The organism is Pseudomonas sp. MS646, assembly GCF_036693845.1.
GTDB lineage: Bacteria > Pseudomonadota > Gammaproteobacteria > Pseudomonadales > Pseudomonadaceae > Aquipseudomonas > Aquipseudomonas chlororaphis_E.
The window spans coordinates 619,079-640,871 of sequence record NZ_CP144763.1 but is presented as its reverse complement, the minus strand read 5'-3'; the positions used below and the strand labels follow the sequence as shown (position 1 = coordinate 640,871).

At 63.1% G+C, this 21,793-nt stretch carries 17 protein-coding genes and 2 tRNA genes; 3 read left to right on the top strand and 16 right to left on the bottom strand.

The window, feature by feature from the left end:
- Window positions 1-14 precede the first annotated feature (14 nt).
- Both rlmB and rnr read right to left on the bottom strand, forming a co-directional pair.
- Complete coding sequence (gene rlmB / locus V3H56_RS02740) at window positions 15-776, bottom strand: 23S rRNA (guanosine(2251)-2'-O)-methyltransferase RlmB (RefSeq protein ID WP_042729522.1); 762 nt, start codon at window positions 774-776, stop codon at window positions 15-17.
- The gene (gene rnr / locus V3H56_RS02735) at window positions 773-3,382 is read right to left on the bottom strand and encodes a ribonuclease R (RefSeq protein ID WP_042729521.1); all 2,610 of its coding nucleotides are present in this window, start codon (window positions 3,380-3,382) and stop codon (window positions 773-775) included. The genes rlmB and rnr overlap by 4 nt, the downstream gene beginning before the upstream one ends.
- 227 nt (window positions 3,383-3,609) lie before the next feature.
- Between rnr and V3H56_RS02730 the strand changes: the two genes are divergently transcribed.
- Together V3H56_RS02730 and V3H56_RS02725 are read left to right on the top strand one after the other, a co-directional pair.
- Window positions 3,610-3,696: transfer RNA gene (locus tag V3H56_RS02730), tRNA-Leu, on the top strand.
- A 177-nt stretch (window positions 3,697-3,873) separates the two neighbouring features.
- A tRNA-Leu gene (locus tag V3H56_RS02725) sits at window positions 3,874-3,960 on the top strand.
- Window positions 3,961-4,154: 194 nt separating this feature from the next.
- Here the strand turns inward: V3H56_RS02725 and V3H56_RS02720 are convergent.
- The 12 genes from V3H56_RS02720 to V3H56_RS02665 form a co-directional block, all read right to left on the bottom strand.
- Window positions 4,155-6,089 carry a methyl-accepting chemotaxis protein gene (locus tag V3H56_RS02720; RefSeq protein WP_042729520.1) on the bottom strand — a complete coding sequence of 645 codons (1,935 nt, stop codon included), beginning with the start codon at window positions 6,087-6,089 and terminating at the stop codon, window positions 4,155-4,157.
- Between the two features lie 149 nt (window positions 6,090-6,238).
- A complete protein-coding gene (locus tag V3H56_RS02715) occupies window positions 6,239-7,531 on the bottom strand; it encodes an adenylosuccinate synthase (protein ID WP_042729519.1) in 1,293 nt (430 codons plus the stop codon).
- Window positions 7,532-7,585: 54 nt separating this feature from the next.
- A complete protein-coding gene (locus V3H56_RS02710; RefSeq protein ID WP_042729518.1) occupies window positions 7,586-8,773 on the bottom strand; it encodes an ATP phosphoribosyltransferase regulatory subunit in 1,188 nt (395 codons plus the stop codon).
- A gap of 401 nt (window positions 8,774-9,174) precedes the next feature.
- The gene (gene hflC, locus V3H56_RS02705; protein WP_042729517.1) at window positions 9,175-10,044 is read right to left on the bottom strand and encodes a protease modulator HflC; all 870 of its coding nucleotides are present in this window, start codon (window positions 10,042-10,044) and stop codon (window positions 9,175-9,177) included.
- Entirely contained in the window at window positions 10,044-11,222 is a 1,179-nt protein-coding gene (gene hflK, locus V3H56_RS02700; protein WP_042729516.1) for an FtsH protease activity modulator HflK, read from the bottom strand. Before hflK ends, hflC begins: the two co-directional genes overlap by 1 nt.
- An 85-nt stretch (window positions 11,223-11,307) precedes the next feature.
- A complete protein-coding gene (hflX, locus tag V3H56_RS02695) occupies window positions 11,308-12,609 on the bottom strand; it encodes a ribosome rescue GTPase HflX (protein WP_042729515.1) in 1,302 nt (433 codons plus the stop codon).
- 12 nt (window positions 12,610-12,621) lie between these two features.
- Window positions 12,622-12,882 (bottom strand): RNA chaperone Hfq, encoded by a 261-nt coding sequence (hfq, locus tag V3H56_RS02690; protein ID WP_003186419.1) that lies wholly within the window; start codon window positions 12,880-12,882, stop codon window positions 12,622-12,624.
- 91 nt (window positions 12,883-12,973) lie between these two features.
- Window positions 12,974-13,945, bottom strand: a complete 972-nt coding sequence (miaA, locus tag V3H56_RS02685; RefSeq protein ID WP_053148355.1) for a tRNA (adenosine(37)-N6)-dimethylallyltransferase MiaA — start codon at window positions 13,943-13,945, stop codon at window positions 12,974-12,976.
- Window positions 13,945-15,858, bottom strand: a complete 1,914-nt coding sequence (mutL, locus tag V3H56_RS02680; protein WP_042729513.1) for a DNA mismatch repair endonuclease MutL — start codon at window positions 15,856-15,858, stop codon at window positions 13,945-13,947. Before mutL ends, miaA begins: the two co-directional genes overlap by 1 nt.
- Window positions 15,855-17,285 carry an N-acetylmuramoyl-L-alanine amidase gene (locus V3H56_RS02675; protein ID WP_047736057.1) on the bottom strand — a complete coding sequence of 477 codons (1,431 nt, stop codon included), beginning with the start codon at window positions 17,283-17,285 and terminating at the stop codon, window positions 15,855-15,857. The genes mutL and V3H56_RS02675 overlap by 4 nt, the downstream gene beginning before the upstream one ends.
- Window positions 17,285-17,755: a tRNA (adenosine(37)-N6)-threonylcarbamoyltransferase complex ATPase subunit type 1 TsaE gene (gene tsaE / locus V3H56_RS02670; RefSeq protein WP_042729511.1), complete on the bottom strand. Its 471-nt coding sequence runs from the start codon at window positions 17,753-17,755 to the stop codon at window positions 17,285-17,287. The genes V3H56_RS02675 and tsaE overlap by 1 nt, the downstream gene beginning before the upstream one ends.
- The gene (locus tag V3H56_RS02665; RefSeq protein WP_338474190.1) at window positions 17,743-19,242 is read right to left on the bottom strand and encodes an NAD(P)H-hydrate dehydratase; all 1,500 of its coding nucleotides are present in this window, start codon (window positions 19,240-19,242) and stop codon (window positions 17,743-17,745) included. The genes tsaE and V3H56_RS02665 overlap by 13 nt, the downstream gene beginning before the upstream one ends.
- Window positions 19,243-19,305: 63 nt before the next feature.
- On the opposite strand from V3H56_RS02665, the gene queG reads away from it, so the two are divergent.
- Window positions 19,306-20,385 (top strand): tRNA epoxyqueuosine(34) reductase QueG, encoded by a 1,080-nt coding sequence (queG, locus tag V3H56_RS02660; protein ID WP_042732965.1) that lies wholly within the window; start codon window positions 19,306-19,308, stop codon window positions 20,383-20,385.
- On the opposite strand, the gene V3H56_RS02655 is transcribed toward queG, so the two are convergent.
- Both V3H56_RS02655 and orn read right to left on the bottom strand, forming a co-directional pair.
- Window positions 20,367-20,981 (bottom strand): trimeric intracellular cation channel family protein, encoded by a 615-nt coding sequence (locus tag V3H56_RS02655; protein WP_172679744.1) that lies wholly within the window; start codon window positions 20,979-20,981, stop codon window positions 20,367-20,369. The two genes, queG and V3H56_RS02655, sit on opposite strands and share 19 nt — an antisense overlap.
- A gap of 266 nt (window positions 20,982-21,247) precedes the next feature.
- Entirely contained in the window at window positions 21,248-21,790 is a 543-nt protein-coding gene (orn, locus tag V3H56_RS02650; protein ID WP_047736060.1) for an oligoribonuclease, read from the bottom strand.
- Window positions 21,791-21,793 lie beyond the last annotated feature (3 nt).

Genomic DNA, 21,793 nt, shown 5'->3' with positions numbered 1-21,793 from the left:
GGCTCGGGTTTGAATCAAGACTTCTTAGCAGCCGCCTTGACGCTACGCTGGCGCAGCGCCTCGAACAGGCAGACCCCGGTGGCGACCGAGACGTTGAGGCTGCTGACGCTACCGGCCATCGGCAATTTCACCAGGTAGTCGCAATGCTCGCGGGTCAGGCGACGCATGCCCTTGCCTTCGGCGCCCATGATGAGGATCGTCGGGCCGGTCAGGTCCTGCTGGTAGAGGTCCTGCTCGGCCTCGCCCGCCGTGCCGACCACCCACAGGCCGCGCTGCTGGAGTTTCTCCAGGGTGCGCGCCAGGTTGGTCACGGCCACCAGAGGAATCACCTCCGCGGCGCCGCAGGCGACTTTTCGGACCGCCGGGGTCAATGTAGCCGACTTGTCCTTGGGCACGATCACCGCCAGCGCGCCGGCGGCATCCGCCGAACGCAGGCAGGCGCCCAGGTTATGCGGGTCGGTCACGCCGTCCAGTACCAGCAACAGTGGCGCGCCTTCGGTGCGATCGAGCAGCTCTTCGAGCATGGCCTCACCCCAGACCTGGCTCGGGCTGACCTCGGCCACGACGCCCTGGTGAACGCCTTCCACCCAGGCGTCCATCTCGCGCCGCTCGGCCTGGCCGACTGCCACGCGGTTTTCGTTGGCCAGCTCGACCAGGGTTTGCACCCGAGGCTCGCTGCGGCTTTCCGCCAGCCAGATCTGCTTGACCCGCTTGGGGTGATGACGCAACAGCGCTTCCACGGCATGCACGCCGTAGATTTTTTCCAACTGACTCATGACTTGGCCTTGGGTTTACGCGCCCCGCCACTCTTGGCCGGGGCCGAGCCCGCTTTTGGCGGGCCTTTACGGTGTTTGCTCGGTTTGCTGGCGGCCTTGTCCGGTGCCGAACGCCCAGCCTTACCCGACGCTCCTTTGCCACCGTTCTTGGCTTCAGCCAGCAACGCCTGCTTCATTTCACGGCTTTTGCGCACTTCGGCGTTCTTCGCCGCCGCATCGCTCGGACGATAGGCCTCGCTGGCTTTTTCCTTGGCCGACCCGCGCCCGGAGCGGGACGATGCCGGCTCGGCGGCCTTGGCAGCAGGCGCGGAGGTTTCGGCACCGCGTTTCTTGCGGCCAATCGGCGCGCTGATGGTCTTTTCCGCCATCTCGAAGTCGATCTTGCGCTCGTCGAGGTCGACGCGCATGACCCGCACTTCAACGGTATCACCCAGGCGGAAGCTGCGACCGGTGCGCTCGCCCGCCAGGCGGTGATGCACGGGGTCGAAGTGATAGTAGTCCGCCGGCAGCGCAGTGACGTGCACCAGGCCCTCGACGTAGATATCGGTCAGCTCGACGAACAGGCCGAAACCGGTCACGGCCGTGATCACGCCCGGGAACGACTCACCGACGCGATCCTTCATGTATTCGCACTTGAGCCAGTTCACCACGTCACGGGTCGCTTCGTCGGCACGACGCTCGCTCATCGAGCATTGTTCGCCGAGCTGCTCGAGGGCGGCTTCGTCGTACGGGTAGATGCGCGCCTTCGGAATCGTCATCGCACCGGCACGCTTGACGTGCGGAGTGTTCATCTTCGAATGGATCACGCTGCGAATGGCCCGGTGCGTGAGCAGGTCGGGGTAACGGCGGATCGGCGACGTGAAGTGGGTGTAGGCTTCGTAATTCAGGCCGAAGTGGCCTTGGTTATCGGCGCTGTACACCGCCTGGCTCAACGAACGCAGCATCACGGTCTGGATCAGGTGGAAATCCGGGCGATCCTTGATGCTGGCCAGCAGGGCCTGGTAATCCTTGGGTGTCGGACCTTCCTTGCCTTTGTGCAAGGAAAGGCCGAGCTCGCCGAGGAACGCCCGCAGTTTTTCCAGACGCTCCGGCGGCGGGCCGTCGTGGACCCGGTACAACGCGGGAATCTCGTGCTTCTTCAGGAATTCGGCGGTGGCGACGTTGGCCGCCAGCATGCATTCCTCGATCAGCTTGTGCGCATCGTTGCGAACAGTCGGGCGGATTTCGGCGATCTTGCGCTCGGAACCGAAGATGATCCGGGTTTCCTGGGTTTCAAAATCGATTGCACCGCGCACATGACGCGCCGCCAGCAACACCTTGTACAGCGCATAAAGCTGCTTGAGATCCGGCAACACTTCGCTGTACTCACCGCGCAACTTGCGCGACTCAGCCAGTTTCGGCGTCTCCAGCATCGCGCTGACCTTGTTGTAGGTCAGCCGCGCGTGGGAATGGATGACCGCTTCGTAGAAGCAGTAGTCGGTCATTTCGCCGGACTTGGAGATGGTCATCTCGCAAACCATGGCCAGGCGATCGACGTGCGGGTTGAGCGAGCACAGACCGTTGGACAGTTGTTCAGGCAGCATCGGCACCACGCGCTCGGGGAAGTACACCGAGTTGCCGCGCACCTGCGCTTCGGCGTCCAGCGCCGAACCGAGCTTCACGTAGCTGGAAACGTCGGCGATGGCCACGTACAGCTTCCAACCGCCGGAGAATAGGCGCAGCTTGCCGGGCCGGGCTTCGCAGTAGACCGCGTCGTCGAAGTCCCGGGCATCCTCACCGTCGATGGTGACAAACGGTAGGTGACGCAGGTCGATGCGTTTTTCCTTGTCCTTCTCTTCGACTTCCGGCTTGAGCTTGGAGGCTTCCTTCATGACCGCATCGGGCCAGACGTGTGGGATGTCGTAGGTGCGCAGGGCGACGTCGATCTCCATGCCCGGGGCCATGTAGTTGCCGACCACTTCCACCACGTCCCCTTGGGGCTGGAAGCGCGGGGTAGGCCAGTGGGTGATCTTCACTTCGACGAACTGACCGACCTTGGCATCGGCATTGCGGCCCGGGGTAACCAGCACTTCCTGCTGGATCTTCGGGTTGTCGGCGACGACGAAACCGATGCCGCCTTCCTCGAAATAACGACCGACGATGCTTTCGTGGGCGCGGGACACCACTTCGACGATCACGCCTTCACGACGACCGCGGCGGTCCAGGCCGGAGACGCGAGCCAGGGCCCGATCACCGTCGAACACCAGGCGCATCTGCGCCGGGCTCATGAACAGGTCGTCGCTGCCGTCGTCCGGGATCAGGAACCCAAAGCCGTCGCGATGGCCGGCGATGCGGCCCAGAATCAGGTCGAGCTTGTCCACCGGCGCATAAGTGCCGCGGCGGGTGTAGATCAACTGGGCGTCGCGCTCCATGGCGCGCAAGCGGCGGCGCAGGGCTTCGAGCTGGTCCTCGGTGGTCAGCCCGAATTCTTCGACCAATTGCTCGCGGCTGGCGGGCGAACCCCGATCGGCGAGATGCGCCAGGATCAGTTCGCGGCTAGGAATAGGGTTTTCATATTTTTCCGCTTCACGAGCGGCCTCGGGATCGAGGGACTGCCAATCGGCCATTAGAGAATTTTCACCTTGTCTATATGCGGGTTAGTTTGGCATAGGCTTAATGAAACGGGAAATTTCAGGCACCTGAATCCTGTTTCCGACGCCGTTCGACCCTGCGCTGCAGCTTAGGATCGTGCCATTCGTGAAATTTCCAGGTTTTTTTACCAAGGGGGGTTTACAGTTAAAAACACGCTCCGTATAGTGCGCGCCATCGACGACGCACACACGTTGCCGATATTGCCCAGATGGTGAAATTGGTAGACACGCCAGCTTCAGGTGCTGGTGACCGCAAGGTCGTGGAAGTTCGAGTCTTCTTCTGGGCACCAATTTCAAGCTGCAGACCAACAGCCTGCAAGCTTCACTAAAACCCGCGAAAGCGGGTTTTTGCATTTCTGCCCTCCTGAAATTCGCCCTGGCAATTACTAAAACAAAAACAGGGGTTTACAGATCAAAACGCGCTCCGTATAGTGCGCCACATCAACAGCGGCAACGCTGAAGATGCTGCCCAGATGGTGAAATTGGTAGACACGCCAGCTTCAGGTGCTGGTGACCGCAAGGTCGTGGAAGTTCGAGTCTTCTTCTGGGCACCAATTCAAGTTTCAAGGTCATGGCCTTGAACCTCACAGAAACCCGCGAAAGCGGGTTTTTGCGTTTCTGGGCCCTGGAAATATCCGAGTCACTGAAATCGCTATCGCGAGCAAGCTCGCTCCCACAGTGGATCTCTGTTCACTGCGATCCTTGTGGGAGCGAGCTTGCTCGCGATGAGGCCAGCCCAGCCGCGAGATCAGGCCCGGAACTGCCCCAGGCTTGCCTTCAACTGCGCAGCCAGGCTGTCGAGCACCTTGCCGCTGGCGGTGGTCTCCACCACGGCCTGGGCCGCCTTCTCGGCCTGGACATGGATGGTTTCCACGCGCCCGCGCACCGCTTGCGCGCCCTGGGCCTGATGAGCTGCGGCCTGAGTCGCCAGGCCAATGGCCGCATGCACCTGCTCCACAGAGGTTTGCACCGTCTGCTGCAAGCGCGCACTGTCACGCAACACCAACAACCCCTCGCTGGCCTGACGTCCCGCCAGACCAATCGCCGCCACGGCCTCACGAGCACCCTGCTGCAACGCCACGATGTGCGCCTGAATATCACCCGTCGAGCTCTGGGTCTTGCTCGCCAGCGCCCGCACTTCATCCGCCACCACCGCAAACCCGCGCCCGGTCTCGCCGGCCCGGGCCGCTTCGATCGCCGCGTTCAAGGCCAGCAGGTTGGTCTGCTCGGCAATGCCATGGATCACCGTCAGCACCACCTCGATCTGCTCGCTCTGCTGCGCCAGCCGCTCGATCACCTTCGCCCCGGTGTCCACTTGCCCGGCCAGCGCCTCGATCAAACCGCTGACCTTCGCCGAGGTGCGCGTGTTTTCGTCCGTGGCCTGGCGAATCTCCACCACCTGCTGCAAGGCCGCCTGCATCGCCTGGCTTTCCGATTGAGCTTCGTCGGCCATTTGCGACAGCGCCCGCAAGCTCTCGGCCACCTCATCACGCTGCATCCCGGCTGCCGCATCGGCGCCGGAGTTGCGCAAGGTCATCGCACCGATTTCCACGCCGGTACGCTGGGCCACGTCGCCGGCCTCGCGCACGATGGGTTGCAACTTATCCACAAAGCGATTGACCGCCGAGGCCATGTCGCCGATCTCATCCTTGCTGTTGATTTGCACACGCTTGGTCAGGTCGCCCTCGCCCGCCGCCAGGTCATTCATCGCCGCGATCAGCAGCTTGAGGCGATTGACCACCCGACGCCCCAGCACCACGGCCAGCAGCAACAGGACACCAGCGCCCACCAACGCCAGGCCGAGACCGATGCGCCAGCGCAAGGTGCTTGCCGCTTCCTGCACCGTACTGGAAGTGTTGGTCTGCATTTGCGTGGCCGTGGCCTGGGCCGATTGCAACCGACCGCGCATGGCGGTGGCACTGTCGGCCGCCGCGCCCTTCAGGCTATCGCCCACCAACTGGTCACTGCTGGCGATCAACGCCGAAAAGCGCTGGTCCAGCGCCTTCAGGTCGGTTTCGACGGACGCGGTGGAAACCCCCATCAATACCTTGCCGATCTCCACGCCATTGGGGTTGATAGACGCTTCGAGGTAATACACCGAAGGATCGCTCTTCGCCGCATCCAACACCTTGTCCAGCGCCCGCTCGCCCTTGCCCTTCTCCAGCAACGCCTTGTTGATCGGGTTTTCCCGGTTCAAGTAGCGAGTCAGGTGTTCACCGGCAGCGTCGTCGTAAATGACGAACAAAACATTGGGGTTGCGCTGGGCCCGGCGAGCGAATTCGGAAAGGGTCGGCACATCGCTGTCCCACATGGCGCGGGGCGCGACAGAAGCCAGGAGTTGCGCCATATCATTGGCGGAATCGCGCAAGTCTTTCTCCAACGTCCCACGCAACTGCGCCTGCTCGTCCTTCAGACGCGCGGACAGCCCGGCATTCAACCGTTGGCGAGTGTTGGCGGACAGGCTGTCCAGGCTCGACGTGACCTCACGCCCGGCCTGCTCCAGCTCTGCCGAAAGTTTCTGGCTGTCTACGCCCAACCGCGCGCCGAGATCGGCTTCCAGCGCCGTGACAGTGCTCCGGGTCAGCGCGACGGCCACCAGTACCTGCACCAAAAGGGCGATACCGAGGGTAACGAACACGGGCCGCAGTAAACGGCTTTGTAACAGTGAGAGAACGGCCGACACGTGAAATCCCTCTACCAAACGCCATTAATTTGATGGCACTCATCAAGAGCTGCCTGTAATGGAGTTGCATAGCAAGTGTCATGCCGCCCGGCGGCAGAAACGACAAAGGACCCAAATGAGGGTCCTTTGCTTTTTACATCAACGACTTATCAACCGAAAGGATGACGCAGAACGATGGTTTCGTTACGGTCAGGCCCCGTCGAAATAATGTCGATCGGCGCACCGACCAGCTCTTCGACACGCTTGATGTAGTTACGGGCAGCCGCTGGCAGCTCTTCCAGGGTCTTGGCGCCTACGGTCGATTCAGCCCAGCCCGGCATCTGCTCGTACACTGGCTCCAGGCCGATGTAGCTGTCGGCGTCGGTCGGTGCGTCGATGACAGCGCCGTCCTGATTCTTGTAGCCCACGCAGATATTGATGGTTTCCAGGCCGTCCAGCACGTCCAGCTTGGTCAGGCACAGGCCCGAGATGCTGTTGACGTCGATGGCGCGACGCAGGATGACCGCATCGAACCAGCCACAACGACGGGCACGACCGGTGGTCGCACCGAATTCATGGCCGCGCTTGGCCAGGAAAGCGCCGACATCGTCGAACAGTTCGGTCGGGAACGGACCCGAACCGACGCGCGTGGTGTAGGCCTTGGTGATGCCCAGGATGTAGTCCACGTACATCGGGCCGAAACCCGAACCGGTGGCGATACCGCCGGCGGTGGTGTTGGAGCTGGTGACGTACGGATAGGTGCCGTGGTCGATGTCCAGCAGCGAACCCTGGGCGCCTTCGAACATGATGTCCTTGCCGGCGCGACGCAGCTCGTGCAGTTCGGCCGTGACGTCGAGCATCATCGGCTTGAGCAGCTCGGCGTACTCCATGCACTCATCCAGGGTCTTCTGGAAGTCGATGGCCGGCTCTTTGTAGTAATTGACCAGGACAAAGTTGTGGTAGTCCAGCAACTCACCCAGCTTGGCGGCGAAACGCTCACGATGGAACAGGTCACCGATACGCAGGCCGCGACGCGCGACCTTGTCTTCGTAGGCCGGGCCGATACCGCGACCGGTGGTGCCGATCTTCAGCTCGCCACGAGCCTTTTCACGGGCCTGGTCCAGTGCAACGTGGTAGGACAGGATCAGCGGGCAGGACGGGCTGATACGCAGGCGCTCACGCACCGGTACGCCTTTCTCTTCCAGCTTGATGATTTCCCGCAGCAGGGCGTCGGGCGCAACCACCACACCGTTGCCGATCAGGCACTGGACGCCTTCGCGCAGCACGCCCGAGGGAATCAGGTGCAGAACGGTCTTCTCACCGTCGATCACCAAGGTGTGACCTGCGTTGTGGCCACCCTGGTAGCGCACTACGGCGGCAGCATGTTCGGTCAGCAGATCAACGATCTTGCCTTTGCCCTCATCACCCCACTGGGTGCCCAGGACTACGACATTCTTACCCATAACACTTGTCCTCATTCGCGCAAACTTGGTGCCGGCCGCGGCCGGCGAGAAAACTCAAGAAGCCAGCGGCAATACTTGCCAAAGCCCATTCTGCTGAATCAATTGCCGGTCGCAGTCCGCTTCACGGGCGGCGGCCACAGGTTGCCCAGGCAAGGCCTGGACGACACGCTGACCCTCGCTGCGCAACTGGCAGACGGCCTGCCAGAGTGCCGCATCCGTACTGTCAGGCATCCAGATACCGCCAGACGGTAGCTCGATCTCAGCACGCCCCAGGGTCACCAGGGTTTTCAAATCGGTAGAGAAGCCGGTCGCCGGACGGGCGCGACCGAAGTCGGCACCGATGTCGTCATAGCGCCCGCCCTGGGCGATGGACTGGCCAACACCCGGCACGAATACGGCAAACACGACACCGGTGTGGTAGTGATAACCGCGCAGCTCACCCAGGTCGAAATACAGCGGCAGGTCTGGGAAACGCACCGACAGACGCTCGGCAATCGCCAGCAGGTCGTCGAGCGCCGCCAACACCGGCGCCGGTGCGTGGGCCAGGCGCTCGCGAGCCGCGGCCAGCACCTCACGACCACCGCACAAGTCCACCAGCGCACGCAGCATGCCTGACAGATCGGCCGGCAGGCCTTCGGTCAGGCTGATGACTTCGTCGATGGCCTTGCGTTGCAGCGCATCGAACAACTGCTGCTCCACTTCGCCAGACAGGCCGGCCGCACGGGCCAGGCCGCGATAAATACCGACATGCCCCAAGTCCATGTGGACATCCGGCACGTCGGCCAGTTGCAACATGGCCAACATCAGGCTGATGACTTCCACGTCGCTGCTCGGGCTGGCATCGCCATACAACTCGGCACCCAACTGGATCGGGCTGCGCGAGGATGACAAGGCACGTGGCTGGGCGTGCAGCACGCTGCCGGCATAGCACAGGCGGCTGGGGCCTTCGCGGCGCAGGGTGTGGGCATCGATACGCGCCACTTGCGGCGTGATGTCGGCCCGAAAGCCCATCTGACGGCCCGATTGAGGGTCGATAACCTTGAAGGTGCGCAGATCCAGGTCCTGGCCCGCGCCGGTCAGCAGGGATTCCAGGTACTCGATATGCGGGGTGACGACAAACTCGTAACCCCAGCTCTGGAACAGATCCAACACCTGCCGACGCGCTACTTCGATACGCGCAGCTTCCGGTGGCAGTACTTCTTCGATGCCATCTGGCAGCAGCCAGCGGTCTACCGTTGCCATTACGCCATTCCCCTATGGTCCGGGCGGCCAGCCTTCGGGCAAGCCTTGAGTGAAGCAGAAAATGCCCCGCCCGCGCGCAAAACACGCGCAAGGGCGACGTGACGAATGGCGCCGTGCCGCTCAGTCAAGGTCAATTGAATCCTGTGGCGAGGGAGCTTGCTCCCTTGCCACAGAACTTTAATCGACGCCTGGAATGAACGGCATTGCAGCCTCGTCCGGCACTTTCCTCGAAAAACCTGTCGAGTCGTTCAACCCGACGCCTGCACTTCAAACCGCAATCGAACGTGCAGACGCAAAAAAGCCGGGAATTTCCCGGCTGCCGCATCATACACACGTTTTCCCAAAGGATCACCCCGCCCGACGCTTTAGCCGCCGGGCGGAGCCCCCAGGTCAACGTCGAATCAAGGCTTGGCCTTCTCCAGGTAGTGGAAGAAGTCGCTGCTTGGGTCCAGGACCATGACGTCGGATTTGTTCGCAAAGCTTTCACGGTAGGCACGCAGGCTACGATAGAACCCGTAGAACTCCTGGTCCTGGCCGTAGGCCTTGGCGTAGATCGCAGCCGCCTGGGCGTCGCCATCACCGCGAACCTCTTCCGATTCACGATAGGCTTCGGCCAGCAACACGCGACGCTGACGATCGGCGTCGGCACGGATGCCTTCCGCCAGCTCGTTACCCTTGGCGCGGTGCTCACGAGCCTCACGCTCACGCTCGGTGCTCATCCGCTCGAACACGCTGCGGTTGACTTCCTTCGGCAGGTCGATGGCCTTGACTCGGACATCGATCACCTCGATACCCAGTTCCTTTTCCGCCATCGAGTTCAGCGAACGGGTGATGTCGGCCATGAGCGCATCACGCTCACCGGACACCACTTCATGCAGCGTGCGCTTGCCGAACTGGTCACGCAGGCCCGATTCCAAACGACGGGACAGACGTTCGTCGGCGATCTGCTTGAGGCCGGAGGTCGCGGTGTAGAAACGCTCGGCGTCCTTCACGCGCCACTTGGCGTAGGCATCCACCATCACGGCTTTCTTTTCCAGCGTCAGGAAGCGTTGCGTCGGCGCATCCAGCGTCATCAGGCGGGCGTCGAACTTGCGCACCTTGTTGACGTACGGCACTTTCACATGCAGCCCCGGCTGGACATCAGCCTGGACCACGCGACCGAATTGCAGCAACACCGCACGCTCGGTCTGAGCCACGATGTAGAAGCAGTTCCAGGCAGCGATCGCCACGACGACACCGACAATAAGGGCGATCAGCGATTTATTGCTCATCAGCGACTCTCCCTGGTACGTGCTTGCTGTTGCTGCAGGTCCGCCGCCGCGCGGGCATTGGCTTCATTGCTGGCGGCCGACGTGCTGCCGACAGGTGGCGCGGTGACGCTGCTGCGTCCCCCTTCGACCATCTTGTCCAGCGGCAGGTACAGCAGGTTGCTCTGGCCATTCTTGTTGCCGGTCACGAGGACCTTGCTGGTGTTGCTGAAGACTTCCTGCATGGTGTCCAGGTACAGGCGCTGACGGGTCACCTCAGGGGCCTTGCGGTACTCGGCCACCAGCTTGGTGAAACGATCGGCCTCACCCTTGGCGCGGGAAACCACTTCATCGCGGTAACCGTTGGCATCTTCGATGATGCGCTGGGCCTGGCCACGTGCTTCCGGCACGACGCCGTTGGCATAGGTTTCGGCCTGGTTGCGCGAACGCTGCTCGTCTTCACGGGCACGGATCACGTCATCGAAGGCTTCCTGGACTTCACGCGGCGCCGCGGCGCTCTGCACGTTGACCTGGGTCACCGTGATACCGGTGCGATAGGTATCGAGGAACCGTTGCAGGCGCTCCTTGATCTCGCTGGCCATCAGCTCGCGGCCTTCGGTCAGGACCTGGTCCATGGCGGTGGAACCCACCACATGGCGCAGGGCACTTTCGGTCGCGTGCTGCAGGCTGACTTCCGGCTGGTCGACATTCAGTACGAAGTCTTGCAGGTTGGTGATCTTGTACTGCACGGTCAGCGGCACTTCGACGATGTTCTCGTCTTCGGTGAGCATCTGGCCCTGCTTGCTGTACGCACGTTCACGCGTGACGTTTTCCAGGTACTTCTGGTCGATCGGCGGGAAATAGATGTTCAGGCCCGGGCCGACGGTCTCGTAGTACTTGCCGAAGCGCAGCACCACGGCCTGCTCCTGCTCGTCCACGACATAGACCGCACTGTAAAGCCAGACAGCCGCCAACACGACGAGACCGATGCCGAGCAGGCCGAAACCGCCGCTCTTGCCCGGACGGCCGCCGCCATCATCACCACGTTTTTTACCGCCACCGAACAAACCGTTCAGGCTTTCCTGCAGCTTTCGGAAGGCCTCGTCGAGATCCGGCGGCCCCTTGCGGTCGCCGTTGTTACGACGCTTGCCACCCCAAGGATCCTGATTGTTCGAGTTGCCACCCGGCTCATTCCAAGCCATAGCGCTCTCCATCTGATAAAGCAAAGACGCACCCACGGCGCGCCGACCAATGCTACAGAATGCCTGACACCGCTTTCTCAGGCTTTTATTGCAAAGTGTGTTGCTCGATGAATTCCATCGGTTGCAGTCCTTCGCGACTGACCAGACGGTTCAGCTCCGATCGAGGCAGGCGCACCGCCAGCAGGCAGGTGCCTTCGTCGTCGTGTTCTTCTTTTTGCACCGCGCCCAGCTCGAAGAACTGGGCACGTAGCCGGGCGAAACGTTGCGGCAACTTCAGGGTCCCCACGAACAGATCGTCGCCGAGCAGCTCGGCCACGGCCTGCTTGAGCAGGTCCAGGCCGCTGCCGTCGCGGGCCGACAACCAGACCCGTTGCGGCTTGCCGTCGGCATCGCGCTGGATCTGCGGCTCCACGCCCTCGAGCAAATCGAGTTTGTTGTATACCTCGAGGATCGGCAAGTCCTGGGCCCCGATCTCGCCCAGCACCACCATCACCTGCTCGATCTGCAGCATCCGGTCCGGCTCGGCGGCATCGATCACGTGCAGCAGCAGGTCGGAGTTGCTCGACTCTTCGAGCGTAGCCCGGAAAGCCTCGACCAGTTTGTGCGGCAAGTGACGGATGAAGCCCACGGTGTCGGCCAGCACGATCGGCCCGAGGTCGTCCAGGTCGAGCCGGCGCAGGGTCGGGTCGAGCGTGGCGAACAACTGGTCGGCGGCATAGACGTCGGATTGGGTGACGTTGTTGAACAGGGTCGATTTGCCGGCGTTGGTATAACCCACCAGTGAAACCGTCGGGATCTCCGCGCGCTTGCGGCCGCGTCGCGATTGTTCGCGTTGGCTGCGAACCTTTTCCAGGCGTCCCTTGATCTGGCGCAGGCGAACCCGCAACAGGCGCCGGTCGGTTTCCAACTGGGTTTCACCCGGGCCGCGCAGGCCGATACCGCCCTTTTGCCGCTCAAGGTGAGTCCAGCCGCGAACCAGCCGCGTACTCATGTGCTCAAGCTGGGCCAGTTCGACCTGGAGTTTGCCCTCATGGGTGCGGGCGCGTTGGGCGAAGATATCGAGAATCAGACCGGTACGGTCGATCACGCGACACTCGAAGACACGTTCGAGGTTGCGTTCCTGGCTGGGCGTGAGGATGTGATTGAAAATCACCAAATCGACGTGCTCGGCCTTGATCAGGTCGCGCAACTCCTCGACCTTGCCACTGCCGATCAGGAACTTGGCGGTTGGCCGATGACGCGGCACGTTGAAGAACGCGACGGTCTCGGCGCCGGCCGAAAGTGCCAATTCCTGAAACTCCTGCGGATCTTCGCGCGCCTCAGGGTCCTGTCCATCCAGGTGAACGAGAATGGTCCGTTCACCACCACCGTGGCGCTCAAAGAACAAAGGAGGCTCCTATCAGGCGTTACCCGGTTCAGCGTCACCGCCTTCGGATTCGGTTGCGCTAGGCAGACGAATTGGACGAACTGGCACAACGGTGGAGATCGCGTGCTTGTAGACCATCTGGCTGACGGTGTTTTTCAGAAGGATGACGAACTGGTCGAAAGACTCGATCGTGCCTTGCAGTTTGATCCCGTTGACGAGATAGATGGACACCCCAACTTTTTCTTTACGTAAAGTGTTCAAGTAAGGGTCTTGTAGCGAATGCCCTTTTGACATGTGCCGCACTCCTTTAAGGATCAATAATAAAAATCGGAATCAGATGGCTTGGGCCGTCACACCCCCAAGGATAGACGGCAATTGCAAGGACTCAGCTCAATATGGAGATGGTCCCGAGGTATTTCAAGGCGCGTGGCAGATTGTCGCAATCGAGACTGTCGAGCCAATGCAGGTCAGTCCAGCTGCGCAGCCAGGTGAACTGGCGTTTCGCCAATTGGCGCGTGGCAATGATCCCACGCTCCTGCATCTCGGCTGACGTCAGCTTGCCGTCAAGGTAATCCCAGACCTGGCGGTAACCCACAGCACGTATAGACGGCAACCCGGCATGCAGGTCACTTCGCTTACGCAGGGCTACGACCTCGTCGATGAATCCCTGTTCCAACATTAATGTGAATCTTTGTTCAATTCGCCGGTGCAGCACTTGCCGGTTCGCCGGAGCGATGGCCAGATTCGCGACAGTATAGGGCAATTGTTGCAGTCCCGAAGCGGCTGCTTCAGTACTTTGCGCAGATTGTCGCTGGCGTAGGGCAGTCATGCTCAGGCCACTGACCCGATAAACCTCCAGCGCCCGGCTGAGCCGCTGCGGATCGTTGGGATGAATGCGCGCGGCCGATTCCGGGTCGATCAGCGCCAATTGCGCGTGCAGGGCCTGCCAGCCAAGGCGCGCAGCCTCGTCTTCGATCTGCGCGCGGACCTCGGGATCGGCCGCCGGCATGTCCGCCAGGCCGTCCACCAGGGCTTTGTAATACAGCATGGTGCCGCCCACCAGCAGTGGGATCTTGCCGCGCGCGGTGATCTCGGCCATGGCCTGGAGCGCGTCGCGACGAAAATCCGCCGCCGAATAGGCCTCGGCCGGGTCGAGAATATCGATCAGGCGGTGGGGAAATTCGGCCAGCAGCGCCTTGGACGGCTTGGCGGTGCCGATGTCCATGCCCCGGTAGACCAGCGCCGAGTCGACGCTGATCAGCTCGCAGGGCAGGACCTTGGTCAGTTCGATGGCCAGGTCGGTCTTGCCGGCAGCGGTCGGCCCCATCAGGAAAATCGCGGGTGGCAACTGGCTCATCAACGACCGCGCAAGAACAGTTTGTCCAGGTCATCCAGGCCCAATTGGGTCCAGGTCGGCCGGCCATGGTTGCATTGGCCGCTGCGCTCGGTGTTTTCCATGTCCCGCAGCAGGCCGTTCATTTCCGGCAGGGCCAGGCGCCGGTTGGCGCGAATCGCGCCGTGGCAGGCCATGGTGCCGAGCAGTTCGTTCAGGTGCGCCTGGATGCGGTCGCTGGTGCCGTACTCCATCAGGTCCGCCAGCACGTCGCTGACCAACCGATTGGCCTCGGCCTGCTTCAGCAAAGCTGGAATCTGGCGGATCGCCAGGGTTTCCGGGCCCAGGCGCTGCAATTCGAAGCCCAGGCGCTGGAACCAGCCCACGTGCTCTTCGGCGCAATCGGCCTCGCGCTGGCTGACGGCCAGGGATTCGGGCACCAGCAGTGGCTGGCCGCTGAGGCCTTCGCTGGCCATGGCGATTTTCAGCCGCTCGTACATGATCCGCTCGTGGGCGGCATGCATGTCCACCAGGACCAGGCCCTGGGCGTTTTCCGAAAGGATGTAGATGCCCTTGAGCTGCGCCAAGGCGTAACCCAAGGGCGGAATGTCGCCCTGGCCGTCGGGTAAGGCCGTGGCACCGGCTTCAGGCAGCGGTTTGAAAAACTCGCGGTAGGCCGCCTGGGCCTCGGCTGCCGGCACAGTCGATTGCGGGCGTGGCGTGTATTGGTATTGATAGCCGCTGCCGGCACCGCTGCCGGCCGGGTTGTAGCTTGGCTGGGGCTGGGGCTGCTCCAGCAGCGCATTGGCCGCCAGGCGCATTTCGCCCTGGGGACCGAACTCGCCCGCCTCCAGCCCCGTGGGCCGGACCATGCCACCCACCGCGGCCGGCGCCGCGAGCTGGTCTTCCGGCCGCACATCGCCCAAGGCGCGGTGCAAGGTGCCATACAGGAAATCGTGGACCATCCGGCCGTCACGGAAACGCACTTCGTGCTTGGTGGGGTGCACGTTGACGTCCACCACCGCCGGGTCGACTTCGAAAAACAGCACGAAGGTCGGGTGCCGGCCGTTGAACAGCACATCGCGATACGCCTGGCGCACCGCGTGGGCCACCAGCTTGTCGCGCACCGCCCGACCGTTCACGTAGAAATACTGCAAGTCGGCCTGACTGCGGGAAAAGGTCGGCAACCCGACCCAGCCCCACAGCCGCAGACCGTTGCGCTCCACCTCGATGGGCAACGCCTGTTCGAGGAAGCCCGCGCCGCACACCGCCCCCACGCGCCGGGCGCGGGCCGCGTCATCATGGGCCTCGTGCAGGCTGAGGATGGTCTTGCCGTTGTGGCGCAAATGGAACGCCACGTCAAAACGCGCCAGGGCCAGGCGCTTGATGACTTCTTGCAGGTGATCGAATTCGGTTTTCTCGGCCTTGAGGAACTTGCGCCGCGCCGGGGTATTGAAGAACAGGTCGCGCACTTCCACCGACGTGCCCACCGGATGGGCGGCCGGCTGGACTCGGGACGCCATGTCCCGGCCTTCGGTCTCGACCTGCCAGGCCTGGTCGGCGTCGCGGGTACGGGACGTGAGGGTCAAGCGCGACACCGAGCTGATGGACGCCAGCGCCTCGCCGCGAAACCCCAGGCTCATGACCCGCTCAAGGTCTTCCAGGTCGCGAATCTTGCTGGTGGCGTGGCGCGCCAGGGCCAGCGGCAGGTCATCGGAGGAGATACCGCCGCCGTCATCGCGCACCCGCAACAGCTTGACGCCACCCTGCTCGACATCCACATCGATCCGCTTGGCGCCGGAGTCGAGGCTGTTTTCCAGCAATTCCTTGATCACCGACGCCGGGCGCTCGACCACCTCGCCGGCCGCGATCTGGTTCGCCAATCGCGGGCTGAGCAGCTCGATGCGGGCGTTGCTGCCGATCACTTCATCGCTCATTGCTTGGACGCCACTTCGTTGCCGGGAATGGTCAGGGTCTGGCCGATCTTCAGTTCGTCACTCTTGAGGTTGTTGGCACTGCGCAGCGCGGCGGGCGACACCTGGTAGCGCACCGCGATCATCGCCAGGGTCTCGCCCGGGCTGACCCGATGGTCCCGCGGGCCCTGGGCGATCTTGCCGGAGTCGCGCAGCCAGGCGATGTAGGTACCCGGTGGCGGGTTCTGCTGGAAGAACTGCCGCACACCGCTGCTGATGGAACGGGCCAGCGCCTGCTGGTGGCTGGCCGACGACAGCTTCGACGCTTCGTTGGAGTTGGAGATGAAGCCGGTTTCCACCAGGATCGAGGGGATATCCGGCGACTTGAGCACCATGAACCCGGCCTGTTCGACGCGCTGCTTGTGCAGCGGCGTGACCCGGCCGATGTTGCTCAGGACCTTCTGGCCGACGTTCAGGCTGGAGGTCAACGAGGCGGTCATCGACAGGTCGAGCAATACGCCGGCGAGCATCCGGTCCTTGTCATCGAGGCTGACGTTGCCGGCACCGCCGATCAGGTCGGAGCGGTTTTCACTGTCGGCCAGCCAGCGGGCGGTCTCGGACGTGGCGCCCCGGTCGGACAAGGCAAACACCGACGCCCCAAATGCCGCCGCGGAAGGTGCGGCGTCGGCGTGGATGGAGACGAACAGGTCGGCGCCTTTCTTGCGGGCGATTTCGGTACGCCCGCGCAACGGAATGAAGTAGTCGCCGGTACGGGTCAGCTCGGCGCGGAAACCTTTCATGCCGTTGACTTGGCGTTGCAGCTCACGGGCGATGGACAGCACCACGTCTTTTTCACGCTGCCCACGCGAGCCTGAGGCACCTGGGTCTTCGCCGCCGTGGCCAGCGTCGATCACCACGATGATGTCGCGCTTGCCGGCCGGTGCCGGTGGCAGCTTGATTGCAGGTTCGGCCGGGGTCACCGGCACCGCAGGCACCGTGGCGACATTGGTCGGCGGTGGTGGTGGCGGCGCGGCATCGGCCGGGTTGTCGAACAGGTCCACCACCAGCCGGTTGCCGTACTGGGCATTGGGGGCCAGGGTGAAGCTCTTCGGGGTCACGGCCTTTTTCAGGTCGATGACCACCCGCAGGTCGGTGGGCGTGCGCTGGGCCGAACGCATGGCGGTAATCGGTGTGTTGGCGGTGGCCACGTTCAGCGGCGCGCCCAGGGAGGCGCCATTGATGTCGATCACCAGGCGGTCGGGGGCGGTCAGGGTGAACACGCTGTGCTGCACCGGCCCCGTCAGGTCGAACACCAGTCGAGTGTTATCCGGCGCCCGCCAGAGGCGAACGCTGTTGACCTTTGTCTCGGCCACAGCATCGACGGCCAGTGCCGTAAGCAACAGTCCTACGACAGCAACCACCGCGCGAAAGCGCATACCAAACCCCATCATCAATAGTTTTCCAATGCCAACGCGGCACACCACGACTCGCCACGCGAGCCTTGCGGCGTCAGTTTCAGCGAACGCCCGCCGTTCTGCGCGCCAATGGTAATGGTCAGGTCAGGCTTTGGCAAAAAGCCTGCACCCTTATCGGGCCATTCGATCAGGCATAAGGCGTCATCTTCGAAATAATCGCGGATACCGAGAAATTCCAGCTCCTGCGGATCCACCAGCCGGTACAGGTCGAAATGAAAAGCGCGTATGTCGCCGATCTCGTAGGGCTCGACCAAGGTGAACGTAGGGCTTTTTACCGAGCCGACGTGGCCGAGGCCGCGAATGATGCCACGGGACAAGGTGGTTTTCCCCGCACCAAGATCACCTTCGAGAAAAATCAGGCCATGGCCCGCCGTGGTGCGTGCGATGCGCGCACCGAATTCCGTCATGGCGTCTTCGTCCGCCACGTACAGGGTTACTTCAGACACGGTGAATGCTCCTCCAACAACTGACGAATGGCCGGGATCAGGTCGGTCGCTGCCACCCCCCGGCCCGACTGACCGGCCTGGGCACCGGCATTGGCGTGCAGCCATACCGCCAGACAGGCAGCCTCGAACCCTTCCATTCCCTGGGCCAGCAACGCACCGACCACCCCGGCCAGGACATCTCCCAGGCCGGCGGTGGCCATGGCTGGATGGCCCTGGCAGCACACCGCCAGGCGACCGTCCGGGCTGGCAATCAGGCTGCCGGCGCCCTTGAGGACGACCGTAGCGGCGTACTGTTCGCTCAGCGCACGGGCCGCCGCCGGACGGTCAGCCTGCACCTGGGCCGTGGATATCCCCAGCAACCGCGCCGCCTCCCCCGGATGCGGTGTGATGACACAATCCCCCGGCAGACTGACAGCGCCGCTGCCCAGCAGGTTCAGCGCATCGGCATCCCAGACCTGCGGCAGCGGCGCATTGGCCGCCGCCGACAACAGGCTGCGCCCCCACGCGGCCTGGCCCAGGCCCGGACCGACCACCACGACACTGGCTTGCTTAAGCAGGCCCATCAATTGGTTGGCCGAATGCGTGCCCTGCACCATGACCTCGGGCAAGCGCGTCAAGGCCGACGCTACATGCTCGCTGCGGGTGGCCATGGACACCATGCCCGCGCCGCAGCGCAGGGCGCTTTCGGCGCTCATCTGGATCGCGCCGCCAAAACCCCGATCGCCGCCGATCAGCAACACATGGCCGAACTTGCCCTTGTGGGCGGTGGCGGCGCGCGATGCCAGGCGTGGCAGATTGTGCGCCGAGAGCAGTCGAGCGCTGACCGGCGCCGACTCGACGAGATCCGGGTCGGCCTGCAGGTCGTTGAACACCGGCTCACCGACCCGGTCCGCCGCTTCGCCGGTGAACAGCCCCAGCTTCAGGCCGATGAAGGTGACGGTCAGGTCGGCCGTCACCGCCGTGCCCAGCACCCTTCCGGTGTCGGCACACAAGCCCGAGGGAATGTCCACCGCCGCCACCGGCAGGCCACTGACGTTAATGGTGTCAATGGCACGCACATACGGTTCGCGAACCTCGCCGCTCAGGCCAGTGCCGAGCAATGCGTCCAGCAGCACGCCGCGCAATTCGGATTCGTCCGACCACGGCTCCACCGGTACACCCACGGCAATGGCTTCGGCGTGGGCATTGGCGGCATCCCCCTGCAATCGCCGGGGCTCGCCCACCGCCAGCACCCGCACCGTCCAGCCCGCACGGCGCGCCAGGGTCGCAACCAGGTAGCCGTCGCCGGCGTTGTTGCCGTGACCGGCAAGTACGGTCAATTCACGGGCATCGGGCCAGCGCCGGACGATTGCGCGCCAGGTGGCGCGGGCCGCGCGCTGCATCAATTCGAAGCCGGTGGTGCCTGCCGCGATCAGTTGCGCGTCGAGGGCCCGCACTTGCGCGGCGCTGTACAGCGCGTCGGGAAAATCATCTTTAGTGTGCGGCATGCGTCTTCGGGCTCCGATGTCTGGCAGAATTATACGCATCTCAGCTCCGGTTTCTCTCGCCTCATGCCCGCCATCCCCACAGACCTCCCCGCCCTCGCCCAATCCATCAAGGAGTGGGGCCGCGAGCTGGGCTTCCAGCAGGTCGGCATCAGCGGCCTGGACCTCGCCGAGCATGAACGGCACCTGCAACGCTGGCTCGAAGCGGGCTACCACGGCGAAATGGACTACATGGGTGCCCATGGCAGCAAGCGCTCGCACCCCGAAGAACTGGTGCCCGGCACCCTGCGGGTGGTGTCCCTGCGCATGGACTACTTGCCGGGCGACACCCAGATGGCGCAAATGCTCGGCCAACCGGAAAAAGCCTACGTCTCGCGTTATGCATTGGGCCGCGATTACCACAAATTGATCCGCAAGCGCGTGCAACAACTGGCCGAAAAAATCCAGGCCGTCATCGGCCCCTTCGGTTATCGCGCCTTCGTCGACAGCGCTCCGGTCCTGGAGAAAGCCATCGCCGAACAGGCCGGGCTTGGCTGGATCGGTAAAAACACCCTGGTACTGAACCGCAAGGCCGGCAGTTACTTCTTCCTGAGCGAGCTGTTCGTCGACCTGCCGCTGCCGACAGATCCACCCCATGCCAGCGAGCATTGTGGAAAATGCACCGCCTGCCTGGACATTTGTCCGACGAACGCCTTCGTCGGGCCCTACGTGCTGGATGCCCGTCGCTGCATTTCCTACCTGACCATCGAGCTCAAAAGCGCCATTCCGGAGGCATTGCGACCGTTGATCGGCAACCGAGTGTTCGGTTGCGACGACTGCCAGATCGTCTGCCCCTGGAACCGCTTCGCCCGCCCCTCTGGCGAGAGCGACTTCAAGCCTCGCCATAACCTCGACAACGCCGGCCTGGCCGAGCTGTTCCTGTGGGACGAGCAAACGTTCCTCAGCAGCACCGAAGGCTCGCCGCTGCGGCGGGCCGGATACGAACGCTGGCTGCGCAACCTGGCGGTCGGCCTGGGCAACGCCCCCTCAACCATCCCGGTGTTGCAGGCGCTGGAAGCGCGGCGCGACTACCCCTCGGAATTGGTGCGCGAACATGTCGAATGGGCGCTGCGCCAGCATGCGCAACGTCAGACCTCGTCGTTATAGACGAACTTGGGCATTTCCCAGTGAAAGCGGATCGCCAGGAGCCGCAGCAGGAAACCGCCGAACAAGGTGATGAGGATCGCCTGTTCGCTCGGCAATTGCAGGTAGACACAGAGCAGGTAGCACCACGCCGCGGCAAACGAGACGCTGGCGTACAACTCGCGACGGAAGATCAGTGGAATATCGTTGCAGAAGATGTCCCGCAGGATGCCGCCAAACACCCCGGTGATCACCCCGCTGACCGAGGCCACCAGCATGCCGTGGCCCATTTCCAGGGCCGTCATGCAGCCGATCAGGGTGAACGCCACCAGACCCAGGGCGTCGAGCACCAGGAACAACGAGCGCAGATGGCGCATCCAGCGCGCCAGGAAAACCGTCAGCATCGCCGCCGCGGTGGTCAGCACCAGGTACTCCGGGTGTTTGACCCAGGTGAGCGGGTAATGCCCGAGCAACACGTCACGCACCGAGCCGCCACCCAGCGCGGTGACGCAGGCAATCAGCACCACGCCAAACCAGTCCATGCCGCGACGCCCGGCAGACAGGGCGCCGGTCATGGCTTCGGCGGTGATGGCGATCAGGTAAAGCATCAACAACATGATGGCGGTCCTTGCAGGAGGGCGCGCAGTCTAGCCATTTCGGACAGGCACCAAAAGAGGGCAGCTCCGACATCCCCAACACGGAACCCGTGGCGAGGGGATTTATCCCCGTTGGGCTGCGCAGCAGCCCCTGATACGCCTGACCAAGCGACCTGACACACGGGGTATCAGGTTTTTGGGGCTGCTACGCAGCCCAACGGGGATAAATCCCCTCGCCACAAGAGCGGAGCAAGCTCCCTCGCCACAACAGCAATCTCGCTGGGTGCCGGTCAGAACTTGATGAAATGCTTGCGGTAATGCTGCAACTCGGCGATGGACTCGCGGATGTCGTCCAGGGCCAGGTGGCTGCCGCCTTTCTGGAAACTGTCACGCACGTGTGGCGCCCAGCGAGCCGCCAGTTCCTTGAGGGTGGAGACGTCCAGGTTGCGGTAATGGAAGTAGCTTTCCAGGGATTTCATGTGGGTATAAAGGAAGCGGCGGTCCTGGCAGATGCTGTTGCCGCAGATCGGCGACTTGCCTTTCGGCACCCACTGCTCCAGGAAGGCGATGGTCTGGGCCTCGGCCTCGGCCATGCTGATCTTGCTGTCGCGCACTCGCTGGGTCAGGCCCGAGCCGCCGTGCTGGCGGGTATTCCATTCGTCCATGCCGGCGAGGATTTCGTCGCTGTGATGGATCGCAATCACCGGGCCTTCGGCCAGGGTGTTGAGGTCGCTGTCGGTGACGATGGTGGCCATTTCGATGATGACGTCGGTGTCAGGGTTCAGACCGGTCATTTCCAGGTCGATCCAGATCAGGTTCTGCGGATTTTGCATGGG

Excerpts from the sequence above, each read along its gene's own strand:
- rlmB (WP_042729522.1), bottom strand. The coding sequence starts at position 776 with ATGAGTCAGTTGGAAAAAATCTACGGCGTGCATGCCGTGGAAGCGCTG.
- rnr (WP_042729521.1), bottom strand. The coding sequence starts at position 3,382 with ATGGCCGATTGGCAGTCCCTCGATCCCGAGGCCGCTCGTGAAGCGGAA.
- V3H56_RS02715 (WP_042729519.1), bottom strand. The coding sequence starts at position 7,531 with ATGGGTAAGAATGTCGTAGTCCTGGGCACCCAGTGGGGTGATGAGGGC.
- V3H56_RS02710 (WP_042729518.1), bottom strand. The coding sequence starts at position 8,773 with ATGGCAACGGTAGACCGCTGGCTGCTGCCAGATGGCATCGAAGAAGTA.
- hflC (WP_042729517.1), bottom strand. The coding sequence starts at position 10,044 with ATGAGCAATAAATCGCTGATCGCCCTTATTGTCGGTGTCGTCGTGGCG.
- hflK (WP_042729516.1), bottom strand. The coding sequence starts at position 11,222 with ATGGCTTGGAATGAGCCGGGTGGCAACTCGAACAATCAGGATCCTTGG.
- hfq (WP_003186419.1), bottom strand. The coding sequence starts at position 12,882 with ATGTCAAAAGGGCATTCGCTACAAGACCCTTACTTGAACACTTTACGT.
- miaA (WP_053148355.1), bottom strand. The coding sequence starts at position 13,945 with ATGAGCCAGTTGCCACCCGCGATTTTCCTGATGGGGCCGACCGCTGCC.
- mutL (WP_042729513.1), bottom strand. The coding sequence starts at position 15,858 with ATGAGCGATGAAGTGATCGGCAGCAACGCCCGCATCGAGCTGCTCAGC.
- V3H56_RS02675 (WP_047736057.1), bottom strand. The coding sequence starts at position 17,285 with ATGATGGGGTTTGGTATGCGCTTTCGCGCGGTGGTTGCTGTCGTAGGA.
- V3H56_RS02665 (WP_338474190.1), bottom strand. The coding sequence starts at position 19,242 with ATGCCGCACACTAAAGATGATTTTCCCGACGCGCTGTACAGCGCCGCG.
- queG (WP_042732965.1), top strand. The coding sequence starts at position 19,306 with ATGCCCGCCATCCCCACAGACCTCCCCGCCCTCGCCCAATCCATCAAG.
- orn (WP_047736060.1), bottom strand. The coding sequence starts at position 21,790 with ATGCAAAATCCGCAGAACCTGATCTGGATCGACCTGGAAATGACCGGT.